The organism is Mesorhizobium sp. BR1-1-6, from assembly GCF_020165355.1.
Lineage (GTDB): Bacteria > Pseudomonadota > Alphaproteobacteria > Rhizobiales > Rhizobiaceae > Mesorhizobium.
On sequence record NZ_JAIUHZ010000001.1, the window covers coordinates 176,437 to 196,109 of the forward strand.

The 19,673-nt window shown below is 63.5% G+C and carries 21 protein-coding genes; 2 read left to right on the forward strand and 19 right to left on the reverse strand.

What is annotated here, in order from left to right; genetic code table 11:
- Positions 1-41 precede the first annotated feature (41 nt).
- Positions 42-875 carry an outer membrane protein gene (locus tag LB545_RS00910; RefSeq protein WP_140493269.1) on the reverse strand — a complete coding sequence of 278 codons (834 nt, stop codon included), beginning with the start codon at positions 873-875 and terminating at the stop codon, positions 42-44.
- 247 nt (positions 876-1,122) lie between these two features.
- A complete protein-coding gene (glmM, locus tag LB545_RS00915; RefSeq protein ID WP_140493266.1) occupies positions 1,123-2,475 on the reverse strand; it encodes a phosphoglucosamine mutase in 1,353 nt (450 codons plus the stop codon).
- Positions 2,476-2,843: 368 nt separating this feature from the next.
- Between glmM and LB545_RS00920 the strand changes: the two genes are divergently transcribed.
- Positions 2,844-3,710, forward strand: a complete 867-nt coding sequence (locus LB545_RS00920; protein WP_140493263.1) for a hypothetical protein — start codon at positions 2,844-2,846, stop codon at positions 3,708-3,710.
- 485 nt (positions 3,711-4,195) lie between these two features.
- Here LB545_RS00920 and ftsH read toward each other — a convergent pair whose 3' ends face one another.
- From ftsH to ybgC, 11 genes are all read right to left on the reverse strand, one after another.
- On the reverse strand, positions 4,196-6,121 hold the full coding sequence (gene ftsH, locus LB545_RS00925; RefSeq protein ID WP_140493260.1) for an ATP-dependent zinc metalloprotease FtsH: 1,926 nt from the start codon (positions 6,119-6,121) through the stop codon (positions 4,196-4,198).
- 133 nt (positions 6,122-6,254) lie between these two features.
- Positions 6,255-7,613 (reverse strand): tRNA lysidine(34) synthetase TilS, encoded by a 1,359-nt coding sequence (tilS, locus tag LB545_RS00930; protein WP_140560821.1) that lies wholly within the window; start codon positions 7,611-7,613, stop codon positions 6,255-6,257.
- A gap of 58 nt (positions 7,614-7,671) precedes the next feature.
- Positions 7,672-8,793 (reverse strand): tol-pal system protein YbgF, encoded by a 1,122-nt coding sequence (gene ybgF, locus LB545_RS00935; RefSeq protein ID WP_140525051.1) that lies wholly within the window; start codon positions 8,791-8,793, stop codon positions 7,672-7,674.
- Between the two features lie 212 nt (positions 8,794-9,005).
- The gene (pal, locus tag LB545_RS00940; RefSeq protein ID WP_140493251.1) at positions 9,006-9,512 is read right to left on the reverse strand and encodes a peptidoglycan-associated lipoprotein Pal; all 507 of its coding nucleotides are present in this window, start codon (positions 9,510-9,512) and stop codon (positions 9,006-9,008) included.
- A gap of 221 nt (positions 9,513-9,733) precedes the next feature.
- Positions 9,734-9,883: a four helix bundle protein gene (locus tag LB545_RS30740; protein WP_318012522.1), complete on the reverse strand. Its 150-nt coding sequence runs from the start codon at positions 9,881-9,883 to the stop codon at positions 9,734-9,736.
- Entirely contained in the window at positions 9,856-9,975 is a 120-nt protein-coding gene (locus LB545_RS30745; RefSeq protein WP_246672549.1) for a hypothetical protein, read from the reverse strand. Before LB545_RS30745 ends, LB545_RS30740 begins: the two co-directional genes overlap by 28 nt.
- A gap of 168 nt (positions 9,976-10,143) precedes the next feature.
- Positions 10,144-11,454, reverse strand: a complete 1,311-nt coding sequence (tolB, locus tag LB545_RS00950) for a Tol-Pal system beta propeller repeat protein TolB (protein WP_140493245.1) — start codon at positions 11,452-11,454, stop codon at positions 10,144-10,146.
- A 41-nt stretch (positions 11,455-11,495) separates the two neighbouring features.
- Positions 11,496-12,650, reverse strand: coding sequence for an energy transducer TonB (locus tag LB545_RS00955; protein WP_140493242.1), 1,155 nt, complete (start codon positions 12,648-12,650; stop codon positions 11,496-11,498).
- A gap of 7 nt (positions 12,651-12,657) precedes the next feature.
- Positions 12,658-13,110 (reverse strand): protein TolR, encoded by a 453-nt coding sequence (gene tolR, locus LB545_RS00960; protein ID WP_140493239.1) that lies wholly within the window; start codon positions 13,108-13,110, stop codon positions 12,658-12,660.
- 11 nt (positions 13,111-13,121) lie between these two features.
- Positions 13,122-13,832 carry a protein TolQ gene (tolQ, locus tag LB545_RS00965; RefSeq protein ID WP_140493236.1) on the reverse strand — a complete coding sequence of 237 codons (711 nt, stop codon included), beginning with the start codon at positions 13,830-13,832 and terminating at the stop codon, positions 13,122-13,124.
- A 267-nt stretch (positions 13,833-14,099) separates the two neighbouring features.
- On the reverse strand, positions 14,100-14,570 hold the full coding sequence (ybgC, locus tag LB545_RS00970) for a tol-pal system-associated acyl-CoA thioesterase (protein ID WP_140493226.1): 471 nt from the start codon (positions 14,568-14,570) through the stop codon (positions 14,100-14,102).
- 57 nt (positions 14,571-14,627) lie between these two features.
- On the opposite strand from ybgC, the gene LB545_RS00975 reads away from it, so the two are divergent.
- The gene (locus LB545_RS00975; protein WP_224704217.1) at positions 14,628-15,896 is read left to right on the forward strand and encodes a glycoside hydrolase family 5 protein; all 1,269 of its coding nucleotides are present in this window, start codon (positions 14,628-14,630) and stop codon (positions 15,894-15,896) included.
- Positions 15,897-16,003: 107 nt separating this feature from the next.
- Here LB545_RS00975 and ruvB read toward each other — a convergent pair whose 3' ends face one another.
- From ruvB to LB545_RS01005, 6 genes are all read right to left on the reverse strand, one after another.
- Positions 16,004-17,041 (reverse strand): Holliday junction branch migration DNA helicase RuvB, encoded by a 1,038-nt coding sequence (ruvB, locus tag LB545_RS00980; RefSeq protein WP_140493220.1) that lies wholly within the window; start codon positions 17,039-17,041, stop codon positions 16,004-16,006.
- Between the two features lie 43 nt (positions 17,042-17,084).
- Positions 17,085-17,705 (reverse strand): Holliday junction branch migration protein RuvA, encoded by a 621-nt coding sequence (ruvA, locus tag LB545_RS00985; protein ID WP_140525049.1) that lies wholly within the window; start codon positions 17,703-17,705, stop codon positions 17,085-17,087.
- 27 nt (positions 17,706-17,732) lie between these two features.
- On the reverse strand, positions 17,733-18,152 hold the full coding sequence (locus LB545_RS00990) for a type II toxin-antitoxin system VapC family toxin (RefSeq protein WP_140493214.1): 420 nt from the start codon (positions 18,150-18,152) through the stop codon (positions 17,733-17,735).
- On the reverse strand, positions 18,130-18,399 hold the full coding sequence (locus LB545_RS00995) for an AbrB/MazE/SpoVT family DNA-binding domain-containing protein (protein ID WP_140493211.1): 270 nt from the start codon (positions 18,397-18,399) through the stop codon (positions 18,130-18,132). Before LB545_RS00995 ends, LB545_RS00990 begins: the two co-directional genes overlap by 23 nt.
- Before the next feature lie 55 nt (positions 18,400-18,454).
- The gene (gene ruvC / locus LB545_RS01000) at positions 18,455-18,964 is read right to left on the reverse strand and encodes a crossover junction endodeoxyribonuclease RuvC (protein WP_140525048.1); all 510 of its coding nucleotides are present in this window, start codon (positions 18,962-18,964) and stop codon (positions 18,455-18,457) included.
- Between the two features lie 93 nt (positions 18,965-19,057).
- A complete protein-coding gene (locus tag LB545_RS01005) occupies positions 19,058-19,591 on the reverse strand; it encodes a DUF1465 family protein (RefSeq protein WP_140525047.1) in 534 nt (177 codons plus the stop codon).
- Positions 19,592-19,673 lie beyond the last annotated feature (82 nt).

A 19,673-nucleotide genomic window follows, 5' to 3' on the forward strand; every position in this document is an offset into this window, starting at 1 on the left:
GGCTGATGCCGGGCGGTTTCGGACCGTTGGATGGTCGGATGTTACTTGGTGTAGATCGGCTCGGGTTCGGGCTGATAGGCCACCGTCGGCGCGGCGCAACCGTTGTTGCCGCCGAACTGGTACCGCAGGCCGCCGCGCACCTCATGCGTGTCGATGCCGCGGTCGAAGCCCGGCCCGGCGCTGCTGATATCCCACTCGAACATGCGGCCGCCCTGGATGTGGCTGTAGCGATAGCCCGCGTCCAGGATCAGCTTGTCGGTCAGGCAGTAGGAAGCGCCGGCCATGAGCGCGTAGGCAAAGCGCCAGCTTTTCGCACCGGGGTTGAACTCGGTGGTGTTCGGGTCCCTGACATCGTCCCATCTGACATGCGCGCCGCCGATGCCGGCGCCGACATAGGGCGTGATGCCGTGATAGGTGCCGAGATCGACATAGGCGTTGGCCAGCAGCAGCAAGGCGCTCATTTTCGACACTTCGGTCGACGTCGAGAAAGCGTCCGAGGTTCCGCCGTCGAAGTTCGACTTGAACCAGTAATCGGCGGTCAAATCCGTACGAAAATGATCGTTGATCTTGTAGCCGACGCCGGCGCCGAGCGAGAAGCCGCCCTTGAGCTTGCCGAAATCGAAGCTCCTGTCGCCGGGAATGACGTTACAATTACAGGGATCGATGGTGTAGGTCGTGTAATCGATGCCGCGCACTTTCGACTTGTGGTAGTCGAGATCGCCGCGAATGTACCAGCCGCCGACATCGACTGGCTGCTCGTATACCGGCGGCGGCGCCTCTTCGACCACCGGCTCCGGAAGGTCGGCCGCGAACACCGGCCATGCCAGGCCCGCGAACAGCGCGGCGAACAGGGCCTTTCTTGCTGTATTGAACATGCTTGTCACCCCTAGAAACCCTCGGAACAGCGGTCGCGTCCGAATGAGATTGGCTTTCAGGCGTGGATAATGAATTGCAAAGGTTAAAAGGCATTTAACCCTGTCTATTAACCACGAATCTCGAGCATTTGAGGAATTCGGATGGTTCCACGTGTCTCGAGCCAGTTTCGCAGGCAAACAAAAGCCCGCCGGACGGGCGGGCTTCTAAGCAATCAGAGCGGCGTCGGCCCTCCGAATGCACCTGAGATCAGGCGGCGCTGCGTGTTTCCGAGATGACCTCGACGATGTCGTTGACGACGGCCTCGACCAGCTGCGGGTCGTCGCCCTCGGCCATGACACGGATCAGCGGCTCGGTGCCGGACGGCCGGATGACGAGCCGCCCCGCCTTGCCGAGGCGTTGACGGGCGTCCTCGATCGCAGCCTTGACCGGAGCTTCCTCGAGCGGCTTGCCGCCGGCGATGCGGACGTTCTTGAGGAGTTGCGGCACCGGCTCGAACTTCTTCGACAATTCGCTGACCGGCCGGCCCTGCCGCTTGATGCAGGCCAGCACCTGCAGCGCCGAAACCAGGCCGTCGCCCGTGGTCGAGAAGTCCGACAGCACGATGTGGCCCGACTGCTCGCCGCCGACATTGAGCCCGTGCGCGCGCATATGCTCGACGACATAGCGGTCGCCGACCTTGGTGCGGTGCAATTGCAGCTTCATGTCGCCGAGGAAGCGTTCGAGGCCGAGATTGGACATGACCGTCGAAACGACGCCACCGCCGGCAAGCCGCCCGCTCTGGTGCCAGGACTCGGCGATCATTGCCATGATCTGGTCGCCGTCGACGATCGCGCCGTTCTCGTCAACGATGACGACACGGTCGGCATCGCCGTCGAGCGCGATGCCGATGTCGGCGCGCACCTCGTGCACTTTCTTCTGCAGGCCTGCCGGATGGGTCGAGCCGCATTCCTTGTTGATGTTGAAGCCGTTGGGCTCGACATTGATGGCCACCACTTCGGCGCCCAGCTCCCAAAGCGCCTCGGGGGCAACCTTGTAGGCGGCGCCATTGGCGCAATCGACGACGATCCTCAAACCTGAAAGCGACATCGAACGCGGCAAGGTGCGCTTTGCAAACTCGATGTAGCGGTCATGCACGCCATCGACGCGCTTGGCGCGACCAAGTCCGTCGGAATCGGCGAGTGCCAGTTCGATATCCTTGTCCAGCATGCTCTCGATGCGCTCTTCGATCTCGTCGGAGAGCTTGTAGCCGTCGGGACCGAATAGCTTGATGCCATTGTCGTAATAAGGATTGTGCGAGGCCGAGATCATGACGCCGATATCGGCGCGCAGCGAACGCACCAACATGGCGACCGCCGGCGTCGGGATGGGGCCGAGCAGGAACACGTCCATGCCGGCGGCGCAGAGGCCCGCCACCATGGCGTTCTCGATCATGTAGCCGGAAAGTCTGGTGTCCTTGCCGAGCACCACACGGTGACGATGGCTGCCGCGCTGGAAGGACAGGCCGGCCGCCATGCCGACCCTCATCGCGATTTCCGCCGTCATTGGAAACTTGTTGGCGCGCCCGCGAATACCGTCCGTGCCGAAATAATTTCCTGCCATGCTAGTCAGTGTCCCCGGTGGTTCTTGCCCGGTACGTCATGCCATACTTGGCCGGCGCACTACGATCACATTTCGTGATTATCTGTTACCAATCCTTTAGAAAACCCTTGTTGTGCATTGCACACAGACTGGCGCAACCTAGCGTGATGGCGCTGCCTCGCCACAATATACCATGCCTGTGGACCATTCGACATGGATTTACCCACAAATTCTTGTCTTCCAGCCGGCAACAGGCAACGATTTCATCACCTTGCCGGCAGAAGCCGGGTTTCGGCGATGTATACGCCACTTAGCATCTGGCGCAACCGACCGTTGAGCGTTATTGATTTGCTGGGACGTATAATGGGCTGCTGCAACGGAGAAACGCTATGCTCATCCACCGACTTGCCACTTTGACCGGCCTTGCGGTCGCGACGTTATTCCTGGCCGCGCCAGCCAACGCGCTGACGATGGCCGAGTGCAGCACGAAGTATAACGCGGCCAAGGACGCGGGGACACTTGCCGGCCAGACCTGGAACCAGTTCCGCAAGGCGCAGTGCGGCACTGATGCCGCCGCGACAGCCAAGCCCGACGCCAAGGCAGCGGACACCAAGGCGGCCGATACGAAGCCGGCCAAGGCGACCAAGGCTGCGGCCGCCGCCGACGACGGAGCCAAAGGCCTGACCGCAAAGGAATGCAGCACCAAGTACCAGGCGGCCAAGGCCGCCGGCACGCTCAACGGCATGAAGTGGAACGACTTCCGCAAGAGCGAATGCGCCACCGGCGCGTCCGCTGCCGCCGGCGCATCCGCTGCCGCCGCCACCAAACCGGCGACCACCAAGGCGGCGACCACGGCTGCGGCGACCGACAGCTCGGGCAAGGGCCTGAGCATGGCCGACTGCAGCAGCAAGTACCAGGCTGCCAAGACCGCCAATACGCTCAACGGCATGAAGTGGAACGACTTCCGGAAGGCCGAATGCGGCGCCAGCGCCTCGGACGATGACACCGTCCCGGCTCCAACAGAGGCGACCTACACCAAGGAGCCGGCAAAGCCGACTGTCGCTGCGCCGAAGGGCGTGAGTTTCCCGACCGCAATCTCGCCGAAATTCGCCACCGAAACCCCGGCCAAGGCCCGCATGCATACCTGCCTCCAGCAGTACTATGCCAACAAGGACGCCAACACGCTTGGCGGCTTGAAGTGGATCCAGAAGGGCGGCGGCTTCTACAGCCTGTGCAATGCCAAGCTGAAGAGCTGAGCGACAGCACTATTTGAGGAAAGTAAGGCCCGCGAGCCGCAGGGTTCGCGGGCTTTTTTGCCCGCAGCTTCAGCAGGAATCCCCGCTGACGAGAAGCGCGTTGCCGGCGACGCTGCAAACTCCCCTCGTGGGGGAGATGGCCGGCAGGCCAGAAGGGGGGGCACGAAGGATCGTTGCCTGCTCCCGGCCAGGTTGCCTCGCATTCACGAAAAGCTGGGCGAGGGTGGCTCGAGGAATCGTCGAACGGCAAGAGAGATCCTTCCCCGCAGCCCGGAAGGCCTAACTCGATTTGTCGGCGGACGCTGCCCCCGCTGAGCTGCCCGGCATCTTCCACAAAGTGGGAAGATTGGCTGCTGCCACGCCGGCTTCCGCCAATCGCCTAACAAACCTTGCAGGCGCAGGCCACGGAGAAACTCAGCAGCCTGCCCCAAAACAAAAACGCCGCGGTCGAACCGCGGCGTTTCTCAATTTGTTCTTGGCCGAGTTCAGCTCGACGGCTGCGGTTCCATGCCGCCCTCGGGCTCGGGACCCTTTTTGCGGCGGCCCGACTTCGGCACGGCCGAACCACGGCTCGGCGGCGTGTCGTCGCCGAGATCGCGCGCGGGCTTCTCGCCGGCGATCAGCTGCTTGATCTCGTCGCCCGACAGCGTCTCGTATTCGAGCAGGCCCTGCGCCAGCGCGATCCATTCCTTCTTCTTCTTGGTCAGCACCGACCTCGCGGTCGAATAGGCCTCGTCGATCAGGCGGCGCACCTCGGCGTCGATGATCTGCGCGGTTTCTTCCGAGATGTTCTGCGTGCGCGCCACCGAATGGCCGAGGAACACTTCCTCCTGGTTGTCGCCATAAGCTACATGGCCGAGCTTGTCGGAAAAGCCCCAGCGCGTGACCATGGCGCGCGCCAGCTTGGTCGCCTGCTCGATATCGGAGGAAGCGCCCGACGTGATGTTCTCCTTGCCGAACTTGAACTCCTCGGCGACGCGGCCGCCCATCATGATGGCAAGCCGTGAGATCATGTACTTGTAGCTCATCGAATAGCGGTCGCCTTCCGGCAACTGCATGACCATGCCGAGCGCGCGGCCGCGCGGAATGATTGTCGCCTTGTGCAGCGGATCGGCCGACGGCACATTGAGCGCCAGTATGGCGTGACCGGCCTCGTGATAGGCGGTCAACTCCTTCTCGGCCTGGGTCATGGCCGAGGAGCGGCGCTCGGCGCCCATCATGATCTTGTCCTTGGCGTCCTCGAACTCGGCCATGGTCACGAGGCGCTTGTTACGCCGCGCCGCCATCAGGGCGGCCTCGTTGACGAGGTTCATCAGATCGGCGCCGGAGAAGCCCGGCGTGCCGCGGGAGACGACCTTGAGGTCGACATTGGGCGCCAGCGGCACGTTGCGCACATGCACTTTCAGGATCTTCTCGCGTCCGACGATGTCGGGGTTCGGCACCACCACCTGGCGGTCGAAACGGCCGGGCCTCAGCAGCGCCGGGTCGAGCACGTCGGGCCGGTTGGTGGCGGCGATCAGGATGATGCTTTCGTTGGACTCGAAGCCGTCCATCTCGACCAGCAGTTGATTCAGCGTCTGCTCGCGCTCATCATTACCGCCGCCGAGACCCGCGCCGCGGTGACGGCCGACCGCGTCGATTTCGTCGATGAAGATGATGCAGGGCGCGTTCTTCTTGGCCTGGTCGAACATGTCGCGCACGCGGCTGGCGCCGACGCCGACGAACATCTCGACGAAGTCCGAACCCGAAATGGTGAAGAACGGCACGTTTGCCTCGCCGGCGACCGAGCGGGCGAGCAGCGTCTTGCCGGTTCCCGGAGGGCCGACCAAGAGCACGCCGCGCGGGATCTTGCCGCCGAGCCGCTGGAATTTCTGCGGATCGCGCAGGAACTCGACGATCTCCTCCAGGTCTTCCTTGGCCTCGTCGACGCCGGCGACGTCCTGGAAGGTGACGCGGCCATGCGCCTCGGTCAGAAGCTTGGCCTTCGACTTGCCGAAGCCCATGGCACGACCGGAGCCGGACTGCATCTGGCGCATGAAGAATATCCATACGCCGAGGATCAGGATCATCGGCAGCCACGAGATCAGGTACCCGAACAGCGAGTTTGAACCGTCGGTCTCCGGCCGCGCATTGATGGTGACGTTCTTGTCCTGAAGCCGCGAGACCAGCGACGGATCGCCGGGCGAATAGGTCTGGAAGCCGCTCGAATTGTCGGTGTAGGTGCCGGAGATGCGGGCGCCGGCGATGGTCACCGTCTTGACCCGGCCCGCCGCGACATCCTGCAGGAACTGCGAATAAGGTACATCGCTCGAAGCCCCACGCGTCTGCGGCGTCTGGAACAGATTGAAGAGGGCGATGAGCAGGACCGCTATGATCGCCCAGAGCGCGAGGTTGCGATAGTTCGGATTCATCAATTGTCCCGTTGGTGTCCGCGGGCGGACACGCGTCGTGAGAGGAAACTTGAGCCTAACATAGGGAGAGCGCCCCCCCTTGCCAAGCAGAACAGCACGTGTGGGTTAAGCTTTCGCCCATGACCGACCGGCGCTATGGCCGCTTGAAAGGCAGGGCGGGAGGCAACGGTGCGCCGATCAATTCGGCGACGACCCGCGCCGGCGCCAGGTCGAAGGACGGCAGGAAACGGACAAAGGGGGCGACGACGGCCTGTGCCGTGAACCCCGGCGACGCCTGCCCACCCTGAGGCAGGCCAGGGTTTTCAACGGCTTGCCGCGATGCCGGCTCGCAGGCCAGCGCGGCGCGCACGAGGCTGCGCGGCGTCTCGCCTTCCGCGATTGCCAGACGCTTCGCCGCCGCTGCCCCGAACGGCGCGATCAACAATGCACTGCCGCCGTCGTCCAACGTGATGTTCCGGCGGCCGTCCCAGAGCAGCCCGCCGGTGGCCGCGACCACAGGCGGCAAGCCTCGCGTCTCGCGGCGCAGAAAGATGCCGGCGCGCCTGGAATCGACCACCGTCCGCGACAATGTGGCGCAAAGAAATCCAGCCTTCAGCCTACCGAACAGCGCCTCGCATCGCGCCTGGTCCGGCAGAAACGCAACGCCCCCGCTTGTGGCGAGGAGGATGCGCAGCGCATAGACGGCCGCCGGATCGTCGCCGGCCGAAAGCAGGGTCGGATCGAGGCGGACAAGACCCGGCGCCGGCTGGCTGGCGAAGCGCGCGATTAAATCCGCGGCGCGGATGCCAAGCCGGCTGCGCGCCTCGCTCTCGCGCGCCGCCAGCGTCAATGCGTCATCGATGCGCTGCGCACCGTCAGCGCCGGCCAGTGCCGCGCGCATGCGCGGTCGCTCGAAGGCCGCGTCGGCATTGGTCGGATCCTCGGCCCAGCCGACATGCTCGCGCCGCAGGAAGTTGCGCAAAGCCGCGCGCCGAATGCCAAGGAGCGGCCGCACGATCCATTCGTGCCAGTCGTGCAAGGTGACCGGCGCCATGCCGGCAAGGCCGCGCCCTTCCTCGCGGGCGCCCTTGCCTCGGACTAGCCGCATCAGCACCGTCTCGGCCTGGTCGTCCGCTGTATGACCGGTCACGATCAGGCCGAGGCCTTCCGCCCGCGCCGTCTCGGCCAGCAGCCGGTAACGCGCCTCCCGCGCGGCGGCCGGCAGCCCGGTCGATGGCTTGCGTCCGGACCAGGCGACGATGCGGTGCGCGATGGCGTGCGCGGCGCAAAGCCTGGCCACCGCTTCCGCTTCGGCCGCCGCGCCCTGCCGCAAACCGTGGTCGATCGTCACCGCCAGCAGCTTCGCGGACGGCGCGGTTCGGTCGAGATGTCGTTTGAGAAGGAGAAGTAGGGCGGTCGAGTCGCTGCCGCCGGATACGGCCGCAACGGCGCCGCTGGTAAAGTCGATGTGCGAAAAAAGGTCTTTCGAAAGATCAGGCTCGGTGTCGAGCATCAATGCATGTCGCCCGAACACGGCTCCGAGGGCAAGGCAACGGCAGGCAGGAGAAGGGCTAGCACGCCGCCAGGGCCTTTTCCTGCTTCACGCGCTCCTTGAGCGTGTTGGAAATGTCGGGGTAGCGCTTGCCGACCTCGCTGAAGGTGGCGCAGGCCACGTCGTGCTGCTTCAGGCCGACCAGCGACACGCCGAGCTTCAGCAGCATGTCGGGGGCCTTCTTGGCCTTGGGATAGTCCTTGCTGGCGGCGAGGAAGACCTCCGCGGCATCGCGGTATTTCTGCTGGCCAAGCAGCGATTCGCCCAGCCAATAGTGCGCATCCGCCGTTTTCGCGTCACGGGGAAAACGCGCGATGTGGTCACGAAAACCCTGTTCGGCGGTGCCGTAGTCGCCCGAAAGGATGAACTGGTAGGAGTTGCGGTAGAGCTCCTCGGGATCGTTCGTGGAAGGCAGCGCCGCAACCACCGTGCCGTCGGACTTGCCGCTCTTGGCCGGAGCGCCGGTGGCTGGAGCGACATCCTGCGCCGGTGCGGTCGCCTGCGTGCTGCCGCCGGCATCGACCACATTGCCGTTCTTGTCGACGGTGATGCTGCCGAAGGTCTTTTCGGGCGCTCCCCTTCCGGGGATCACCTTGCCCGGATCACCGTCAGAGGATTCGACGATGACGTCCTCGACGCTCTGGCCGCCGCCAGCCGACTGGCCGGCCGCTGCCCGATTGTCGGCCTCCGCGGGCGGTTGCGTGGCCGGCGCCTCGGCCACGCTGTCATCGCTGTCGGCGGGCGCGGCCTGTGACTTCTTCTGCCCGGCCGGCTGCTGCGCACCCTGCGTACCGCCTTCGAGCTGCTGGAAGCGGAACTCGTTGTCTTCCTGCTGTTTGCGGATCTGCTCCTGCATTTGCAGGATCTGGAAGTTCAGTTCCTCGATCTTGCCGTTCATCTGGCGCAGTTGGTCCTCGAGCCCGGTGGCGCCTGTGCCAGTCGACTGCTGCGCGAACTGAACCTGGTCCGACTTCTTCTTTTCGCCGAAAACGCCAGGCAACTCGATGCTGGGCAGATGGAACGAGAAGCCGCTGTCGGCTGGCTGTCCCGTGCCATCAGTCCCTAAGCCACCCGCCATCGCGGTGACGCCTGAAAGGAGCAGCAGCGCAAGCGTGCCGCTCAGAACTGATCTCAAATGCATATGCCTCTCGCCGTGTCGTTAGCTTGTTCGCGCCTTCCAATCGGTATGGGACCAGCCAAGCGCCCTCGGCTCATAGCAGGACGCGAGACTTCGGCCAAATTTTGTTTGAAGGGACCAAACATGAAAAAGGCGGCCTTTCAGCCGCCTTTCGCAAGCCTGTGTTGCATTTTTGCCGTCGTGTTTTTCGCGCGTCGCTCGACGCGCGAAAAATGTCAGGAGCCGGCGCCGCTGAGCGTGGTGACCGCGCGGCGGTTCTGCGACCAGCAGGAGATGTCGTCGCAAACCGCGACCGGCCGTTCCTTGCCGTAGGAAATGGTCTTCAGGCGGTTGGCGGAGACGCCCTTGGAGACCAGGAAGTCGCGCGTGGCGGCGGCGCGGCGGGCACCGAGCGCCAAATTGTATTCGCGCGTGCCGCGTTCGTCGGCATGGCCTTCAACGACAATCGCATACTGCTTGTACTGGTTCAGCCACTGCGCCTGGCGCGACAGGGTCGTCTGGGCGTCGGCGCGGATCGAGGAGGAGTCCGTGTCGAAGAAGATGCGGTCGCCGATATTGACGGTGAAGTCCTGCGCCGATCCGGGCGTTGCGGCACCGGCGCCGTTGAGGCCGAGATCGGCGGCGCTGTTGGGCGTCTTCTTCGAAGCGCAACCGGCAATGGCGAGCATCGCCACCAGCGCGATCATGACGGGATTTCTGGTAAGTGCTGCGATACGGCTCATGCCGCCTCTCCTTCGCATTCGAGTGATTTCGTTGATCACCCAGTAACCACGTTTGGGTTAACCGGCATTCAAGAAACACGGTTAAAATTTGGTTTAGGCCGCCCGTCCGCAGCCCTTTGATCCGGGCCACAGTTGGCGCGGACCCTAGGCGGAAATGCGGCCAAAACGCGACAAAGAGGTGGAAATGGAGAATTGAGGAATTGAAGAAATGAGGAAAAGGGTCATTTCAACTTCTTCCTGAGATTCACCAGCATTCCATAGATATGGACATAGGATTGCAGCCATTCATCGCGCTGCGCGTGGGTGATGTAGCCAAGGTCGAACGCATACGAAATCCACGTCTCTACTTCGCTGCATGATCCCATGGCCATCGAAATGAAACGCGCAAATCGGGCCTGGAATGGGTCTGTTTGGCAAATCCTTCAGCCAGATTGGCACAGATCGCCTTGCTGGATCGCCGCATTTGGTCAGCCAACGCGTATTGTTTTTCGGAAAAACAAGCGTGGCCTTGTGGACGTCGAGGGAAACCCCATAAGCGTGCCTATAGACATCCAAATCCTTCGCGCGCTTGATGTAGCCCGCTTCTCTCTCCATCCCTCAATTCTTCATTTCTTCATTTCTCCAATTCCTCTCACTCCAGCAGCGGCGACCAGGCCGGATCGGAGGCAAAGTTCGCGGTCGGGATCGACTGCTCGTTGCGGCCGGTGAGATCGACAGAAACCAGTTTCGGGCCGCCGGCGGAATCGCGGAAGAACATCAGCACGCGGCCGTTCGGCGCCCAGGTCGGTCCTTCCTGCTGGAAGCCGGATGACAGGATGCGCTCGCCCGAACCGTCGGTCTTCATAACGCCGATCTGGAATTCGCCGCCGGTCTGCTTGGTGAAGGCGATGAGATCGCCGCGCGGCGACCACACCGGCGTCGAATAGACCCCGTCGCCGAAGGAGATGCGGGTCTGGCCCGAACCGTCGGCGCCCATCACATAGATCTGCGCGCGGCCGCCGCGGTCGGAGGTGAACACCACCTTGCTGCCGTCGGGCGAATAGGAAGGCGAAGTGTCGATGGCGGTCGAGTTGGTGAGCCGGGTCGTCGAGCGGCTCCTGAGGTCCATGGCGAAGATGTTGGAATTGCCGTCGTCGCGCAGCAGGCTCATGATCACCTTCTGGCCATCCGGCGAAAAGCGCGGCGCAAACGTCATGCCCGGAAAATTGCCGACCAGTTCGCGCTGGCCGGTCTCGATCTGCAGGAGATACACCCGCGGCTGGCCGCTCTCATAGGACATGTAGGTGATTTCCTGCCGGTTCGGCGAGAAGCGCGGCGTCAAGACGATCGCCCTGCCGTCCGAGAGATAGCGCACATTGGCGCCGTCCTGGTCCATGATGGCGAGGCGCTTCTTGCGCGCATTCTTGGCGCCGGACTCGTCGATGAAAACGACGCGCGTGTCGAAATAGCCCTTCTCGCCGGTCAGCCGCTCGTAGATGGCGTCGGCGATGATGTGAGCGACGCGTCGTTGATTGGCGTCGTTGGCGAAGAATTGTTCGCCCGACATCTGCTGTCCAGCGAACGTGTCCCACAGCCGATACTGCGCGCGGATGCGCCCGTCGGCCTCCTTGCTGACGCTGCCGGTGACCAGAGCCTGGGCATTGATCACCTTCCAGTCGTCGAAGCGAGGCGCTGCGTCAGGATTGGCGATCTTCTCGATGAAGGCGCTTTTGTCGATCGGTGCGAACAGGCCCGAGCGCTTCAGGTCGGCGGTGACGATGCCGGAAATCTGCGCGCCAAGCCCATCGCCCGACTGGAAATCGGTGATGGCGATCGGCAGCGGCTCGACATTGCCCTTGTTGACGTTGATCTCGACGAGCGCCCACGCAGGCATGACGGCGCCGGCCATCGAGCCCAGCGCCATTGTCGCGACCATCAGGAGCGGCTTGAGGATGAATTTCATGTCTTCTCGCTTCTCTTCACTGATTCTGCGGAGGGCAGGCCTCAAAGGCCAAGCATTTCCCTCGGATCGAAAGTGACACGGACCTGGGCCCAGATGTCCTGTTTGCCCGCCGGAACCTGAAGGCCGGCCATGTTGCATTTCTGAACCGCACGCACGGCGCTTTCATCGAATTGGCGATTCCCGCTCGATTTCTCGACGGTGGGCCGGCCATCCAGCTTGCCCGAGGGGTCGAGGTTGAACATGACCACGGCGACGAAATTCTCCGAGCCCTCCAGCCCCGCCGGCAATGTCCAGCAACCGCCAAGCTGATCCGACAGGGCGCCCAGTTCTGATCTCGACAGCTTCTGGCCCTGGTCCTTCTCGCCGCCGAGCGAAGCCTGCTGTGTCGAACGCTTGGCGCCGCCGCCGGAGGGCTTCTGCTTGTCCAGCAGGGCCGAGATCTCGTCGGAATTGAACTGCTTGTCCTCCGATTTCGGCTTGGATGAAGCCTCCTTGACCGGTTTGTCGGCGTCCTTGCGCTCCGGCGCCTTGGCGCTTTCGGCCTGTGCCGGCTGCGGCTTCGGCCGCGCCTGAGGCGCGGGCGCGGAGTCCGGCAGTTGGGCATCGTCAGGCTGGTCCTTGGCGATCGCCTGGGCGACCGCGTCCGGCTTCACCTCGGGCGTCGGCTCGATGGCCGCGGTCTTGTCCTGTGGCGGTGCGGGCGTCGGCTCCTTGGCCGGCGCCGGCTTCGGCTCGGTCTGCTTGACCGGCTCGGGCTTGACCTCTTCCTTGGGCTGCGGCGCGGGAGCCACTTCCGTGGCCGGCGTCGGCTTGGGCTTTTCCTGCGGCTTCGGCACGTCCTCGGTCTTCGGCTTTTCGATCGGCGTTGGCGCCGGCGGCGGAGCCGACGTCATGTCGACCGGCTTCGGCTTGGCCTCGGGCGTTATCGGCTTGTCGGTATCGACGCTGTTCTCGCCGACCTTCTGCGCGTCCGGCACCACATCGGGACGCTGCGTGGGCAAGGGCGCCGGCTTTTCATGCACCACCGATTTCTTGTCGCCCTGCAGCACCTGGGCAGTGGCTTCGATCGGCACGATGTCGACAGCGACCGACTCGACGTCGGCCGACGGAAGCGCGGCCGGTGCCGACAGCGTGAACAGGCCGAAGCCAATCAGCGCCGCATGCATGATCACCGATGTGGTGAGGCCGGTCCTCATAGTGGGTCTATTGATCCTGTTCCTGCAGTGAAACCAGGCCGATATTCTTGTAGCCGGCGGCCGAAATGCGGGCCATCACCTTCATCGCCGTGCCATAGTCGGTGGACTTGTCGCCGCGGATGAAGATGCGCTCGTCATAGCCGGTCTTCGAGATCGCCTGCAGCTTCGCCACCAGTTCCTCGATCGGGATTTCGGTCTCCTGGAGATAGATCTGGCCGGCGGCATTGATCGAAACGGTGATCGGCTGCGTGTCGGCATTCATCGCCTTGGCCTGCGTATCCGGCAGATCGATCGGCACGCCGACCGTCAAAAGCGGCGCCGCGACCATGAAGATGATCAACAGCACCAGCATCACGTCGACCATCGGCGTGACGTTGATTTCGGCGATGAGGCCATGATGGCGGCCGCGCCGCCTATGGCCGCGTCCGCCGCGTCCAGCCATGCCTACGGACATTCCCATCGGCTTACTCCTCAGGCCTTCGGCGCTACTTTTTCATCGATTTGGCGCGAGAGTATGGCGGAGAACTCGTCGGAGAACCCTTCCATGCGCACCGCGATCTTGCTCGCATCCGATGACAGCTTGTTGTAGGCGATGACGGCCGGAATGGCGGCGAGCAGGCCGATGGCGGTCGCCAGCAGCGCCTCGGCGATGCCGGGCGCGACCACCGACAGGCTGGTGTTCTTGGAGCCGGCGATCGCCTGGAACGACGTCATGATGCCAATGACGGTGCCGAACAGGCCGATGAACGGGGCCGCCGAGCCCGTGGTTGCGAGGAAGCCGAGGCGGCCTTCGAGCTTCTCCATCTCGCGGGTCAGCGCCAGGTCCATCGCCTTATCGATGCGGGTTTGCAAGCCGAGCGGCGTCTTGGCGCCTTTTTCGAAACTCTTCTTCCACTCGCGCATGGCAGCAACGAAGATGGCGCCCATGCCCGATGTCTTGCGGTCGGCCAACGTGCGGTAAAGCTCCTCCAGCGACTGCCCCGACCAGAACACCTGCTCGAACCGGTTCAGCGCCAGCCGCATGCGGGCATAGGATACGAGCTTGTCGACGATAATCGCCCAGGTCCAGACCGAGGCGCAGAGCAGCCCGATCATGACCAGCTTGACCACCCAGCTGGCCTGCATGAACAGCGCCCAAATCGACAATTGCGCGCCCGGTTCGGCGAGTGCGATATTTTCCATCGTAACGTCCTTAAGATTTCCGAGCGAAGCTGGCGGCTGGCCCCTGGCATCCCTTGTGGTCGGTTCGCGCGAAGCTACCGGAACAACCCCAAAACGTGCCTTTCGCGGCCTTTTCGGGGCAAATGTTGGTGAAAGGAAGGCGCTGGATAGCGCCAATCTTCACCAATCTCTTCATGAACCGTTATGGTTAAGGATGGGTTAGTCCACCAGACGCGGCGCATTGCCGCGCTTCAAGCCGGCGCCGGCGATACCAACGACGTCGGCCTTTTAGCCCGCCTTGGGTATGAACGCTGCTATCCACTCCCTGGGGAAGCGGCGTGGCCGGCCATTCTCGCCTATGATCGCCGCCTCCACCCTGGCCTCGACCAGCACCTCGTCGCCGCGCTTGAGCTGCTGGGCCATGAAGATGCGCGCGCCGGAGATTTCCTCGGTCCGGGTGTCGATCGTCAGGATGTCGTCCATGCGGGCCGGGATGCGGAAGTCGATCTCCATGCGACGCACCACCCAGACTATTCTTTCGCCATGCTTGCCATCGGCAAGTTCGGTGTGGTGGACGCCGCTCAGCCTCAGATAGTCGGAGCGGCCGCGCTCGAGGAATTCGAGATAGCGGGCGTGGTAGACGACGCCGGAGAAATCGGTGTCGGCATAGTAGACCCGCGCCATCAGCCGATGGCCGAACGCCGTCAGCGCACCGGAAATCCCCGCCAGCAAGGTCGCGGATTCACCATGATCGTCCATTGCGCTTCCTTTTTCAGTCGCGGCAAGGCACCTGTGCCGCGCGTGACATGGCATCGGATGGCACTGTTGACGGCGATGATCAAGACCTTGGTGACGGCGCTGTTCGTGGTGATGGCTCTGTTCGTCGTGATGGCTCTGGCCGGGCCGAGCCAGGCCGCGACCTTCTCCATGAAGCGCGGGCTCAATCTCGACCAGTGGGTGACCTGGCCGGGCGAAGACCAATGGGGCAACGCCAAGGCCATCCTGCCCTACCCGGAATGGCGCAAATTTCTCAAGGACGACGATCTCGAGGCTTTGAAGCATGCAGGCTTCGATTTCCTGCGCATGCCGGTCGATCCTTCGCCCTTCCTTTCCGAAAATACGATGGCCTTGCGCGAGGATCTCTATGCCAGCGTGCTGGACTCTGTCCGCATGATCAACCGCGCCGGCCTGAAGGTTGTCGTCGACATGCATCTGATCCCCGCCGGCAGTGGGCGCAAGATCGGCATGGCCGAGGTGATGAACAACCCGGTGACATTCGATGCCTATGTCGAGGTGGTGCGCAAGATGGCGCACACGCTCGCCGGGGAAGATCCGGGGCAAGTGGCCTTCGAACCGATGAACGAACCGATCGTCGACTGCGACGCCGACGGCACCAGCCTGTGGCCGCAACGCCAGCAGAGGTTGTTCGCCGCGGCGCGTTCTTCGGCGACGAGATTGACGCTTGTGCTGACCGGGGCCTGCTATTCCGCGGCGTCGTCGCTGGAAAAAATCGATCCGATGGCGATCCCGGACGACAACGTCATCTGGACCTTCCATTCCTACGATCCGTTCCTGCTTACCCATCAGGGCGCGATCTGGGCCGGCGATTTCATTCCCTATGTGACCGGCCTGCCCTACCCGCTGACCGCGGTGCCGCCGGCTGAGCTCGACGTCACGCTCGACGCCATCCGCGCCAGGATCAAGACCGAGGCACCTTGGGCGCGGCAGGGCGGGCTGCTTGTCTATCTCGACGAGCAGGTAGCCAGCATGGACACCGACGCCAAGCTGCTTGGTCTCATGGACGCCCCATTCAAGGCCGTCGATGCCTGGGCGAAGGCCAACCGCATCAGGCCGGAAAACGTCACGCTGGGCGAGTTCGGCATGATCCGCCAGGAATACGGCAATCCCTATGTGATGCCGGCCGGCTATCGTGCCGCCTATGTCCGGGACATGATCGCGCGCGCCGAGGCGCATGGCTTCTCCTGGTCGGTGTGGAGTTACGGCGGCGCTTTCGGCATCGTCGATGCTTTCAACGGCGAAAAGGCCGAACCCGATGTGCTGGACGTGATCCGGTCGCTTCACTGAGCGCCGTTGCTCCACGGCGCCGGCACCGATCAGCAAGATCTCCGGTCGCACGCCGCAAAGCGGTTGCGGACGCTTGATCGCCGGCCCGAACGCCGCCGCCGGGGCCGCTATTCTTCCTGGAACAAATTGATCTGCTGTTGCGCCAGGTCCTTCGGCGCGTCGAGACCGAGATGGCGCCAGGCATTGGCCGTCAGCACACGGCCGCGCGGCGTGCGCTGGATGAAACCCTGCTGGATGAGATAGGGCTCGATGATGTCCTCGATGGCATCGCGCGGCTCGGACAGGCCGGCGGCGATCGTCTCGATGCCGACCGGCCCGCCGCCGAAATTGCGCGCGATCATCGAAAGATACCGGCGGTCGAGCGCATCGAGGCCGAGCGCGTCGACCTCCAGCCGGGTCAAGGCCTCGTCGGCGATCAAGCGGTTCACATGACCATCGCCGGCGACCGAAGCGAAATCGCGCACGCGCCGCAACAGCCGGCCGGCGATGCGCGGCGTGCCTCGCGCGCGCCGCGCGATCTCCAGCGCGCCGTCATCGCCGAGCGGCATTTGCAGGATGCGTGCGCCGCGCCGCACGATCTGCTCCAGTTCCTCGACCGTGTAGAAGTTGAGCCGCACCGGGATGCCGAAGCGGTCGCGCAGCGGATTGGTGAGCAGGCCGAGCCGCGTGGTGGCGGCGACCAGGGTGAAACGGGCAAGATCGATCTTGACCGAGCGCGCCGCCGGCCCCTCGCCGATGATCAGGTCGAGCTGGAAATCCTCCATCGCCGGATAGAGGATCTCTTCCACCGCAGGATTCAGCCTGTGGATCTCGTCGATGAACAGGACGTCGCCTTCTTCGAGATTGGTCAAGAGTGCGGCGAGATCGCCGGCTTTGGCGATGACCGGTCCGGAGGTTGAGCGGAAGTTGACGCCGAGCTCGCGCGCCATGATCTGCGCCAGCGTCGTCTTGCCTAGACCTGGCGGCCCGACGAACAGCACATGATCGAGCGCCTCCTTGCGCCCCTTGGCGGCCTCGATGAACACTTTGAGGTTGGCCCGCACCGCCGCCTGGCCGACGAAATCGTCAAGCGTCTGCGGCCGCAAACTCTGGTCGGCATCCTCGCCGCGTTTTTCCGGAGCGATCAGACGGGGGGAAAGGCTCATGCCGCCTTCCTTGCATATGGCCGGGAACCGAACAAGCGTGCGCTCATCGCGCCAGTTCCTTGAGCCCGAAGCGAATCAGCTTCGACGCGTCCGCCTCCTCGCCCGCCGTCTTCAGTGCCGCCGCCACCGCATTGGCGGCGGTGTCGCGGGAATAGCCGAGATTGACTAGGGCCGAGACCGCGTCTGTGATCGGCGCGGCTGCGACGCCTTCGCCGAGCTCCTGCTTGAGACCGATCGTGCCCGCCGCTGAACCCGCATAGGCCGGCGCCTTGTTCTTCAATTCGGTAACGATGCGCTCGGCCACTTTCTTGCCGACGCCGGGCGCGCGGGAGACCATAGCGATGTCGCGCAGCGCGATCGCGTTGGCAAGGTCGGCCGGCGCCAGCGTCGACAGGATTGCCAGCGCCACCTTGGCGCCGACGCCCTGCACATTGCTCATCAACAGCCGGAACCATTCACGCTCCAGCACCGACTGGAAGCCGTAGAGCCGGATCATATCCTCGCGCACATAGGTCTCGACGAACAGCACCACCGCTTCGCCGGGCGAAGGCAGCGCGGCAAGCGTCCGCGCCGAGCAGTAGGCGACATAGCCGACGCCATGCACGTCGACGAGGCAGTGGTCCTCCTCGATCTCGTCGAGCATACCCTTGAGCTTGCCGATCATGCCAAATCTTTCATGGAAGATAGGCCCTCATGGGTGCGTTTCAGGAGAAATGATGTCAAGGTCCGGGAAATAACTGCGATAACGCGCGGCGTCGCGCGTCAAAAGACGATGTCCGGCAACGGTCGCATGAGCGCCAATAAAGAAGTCCGGCAAGGTTCGTTCGCGGATTCCACCAGCACGGCGATAACGGGAATGCGTCACACCTGCAAGGAAGGCCGCATCCCAGGGCAGAAACTCGCGATCGATCTCGAGCATGTCGACCGCTTTTCGAAGCGCTGCCTCCGAGGCGATCAGCGGCGCCAGTTCAGACCAGATGATCGTATTGACCACCAAGTCGCCGTCGCGGCGGCATGAGGCGATTGCAGACGCCGACCATTTTGTCAGCGGTCCGGCCGGCCCCCAAACGTCGATCAGGACATTTGTGTCAATCAACGTCGAGATCTTCACGCGGCCCCCTCAGCCACTCCATATACTCGTCGGTCGTCATGCCACCCAGATCCAACGTCCCCTCCATCCGGTCAAGGACATTACTGAACCTGCGCAATTTCTCCTCCTCGGGGAGATTCTCGTTGACGGCCACAAGCCGAGCACCCTCATCGGTGGCCACGAATTCCACCTCGGAGCCCGGGCGGATACCCAGGTGATCCCTTATCTGTTTGGGGATCGTGACTTGGCCTTTGGTGGTGACGCGCATGGTAATACCTCAAAGTATTACCTACGACAGACAAGGGAACAAGTCAAGAACATCGTCAACCGGCAAGTGCCATCCGATAGGCGACGCTTTGCCGGTGATGCGCGTGGCAAATGGCTATGGCGAGCGCGTCGGCGGCATGTTCGGTGTCGAAGGTCGCTTTCGGCAGCAGCACCTTCACCATCATGTGGATCTGCTTCTTGTCGCCATGGCCGACGCCGATCACCGCCTTCTTGACGGCATTGGGTGCATATTCGGCAACGACCAGGCCGGCGCGTGCCGGCACCAGCATGGCGATGCCGCGCGCCTGGCCAAGCTTCAGCGTCGCCACCGCATCCTTGTTGACGAAGGTCTGTTCGACGGCCGCCTCATGCGGCATGGCCGTATGCAGGATTTCAGCCAACCCGTCATGCAGCTGGCACAGCCGCGTCGCCAGCGCCGCCTTGTCTTCGGAACGCACCGTGCCGGACGCGACGAAGCGCAGCGAATTGCCGAGGCTTTCGACAATGCCCCAGCCGGTGCGCCTGAGCCCCGGATCGATACCGATGATGCGAATCGTGTCCCCCATCCGGTTACTCTACCTCCCGGAGACAGCGATGCCAGCGAAATGTGAACAAACCGGAAACAGCAGCCTGCCGGGGCCAGAAATGCTCCGAACCCCTTAGTTGCGGGCGAAAGCCGTGTTGAGCAGGCTGATCTGGTCCGAGACCGGATTGGGCCGGCGGCTCAAGGGCTGCATGTCGACCACCGCGCCGGCGCCGTAGATCTCCTCGTCCATGCGGCGCACCAGTGCCTGCAGGCGCAGCGACCGGTTGACGAGGTCGAGGAAATCCTTGGGCAGTTCGGCCCAGCCGGCCGCCTCGTCATGGGCGGAGGCAGTGTCGAGGCGCACCTTGGACTTTTCCGACGCGACCTGGTCGCGGGTCATCTCGCCGGAATTCGCGGCGCGCTGCAGAAGCAGCCACGAGGCGACCTGCATCAGCCTTGTGGTTAGCCGCATCGATTCGGCCGCATAGAGCGTGGCCGCCAGCCGCGACAGCTTCTTGGCCTCGGCCCGGCCCTTGCCGTCGAGATACTCCGCCGCCTGTTCGACCAGCCCCATGCCTTCCTGATAGAGCGGTTTGAAGGAGTGCGAAAAGACCCGACGTTCCGCCAGCTTGACGGTTTTCGCGCTGCCCTTCGAAGGCTCGTTCATCGATACGCCCCTGCACTTGCAACCGGCCGATTCGGCTTACTGCCGATACACCCGGAACCCTACATAACTGAAGCTTGAAAAT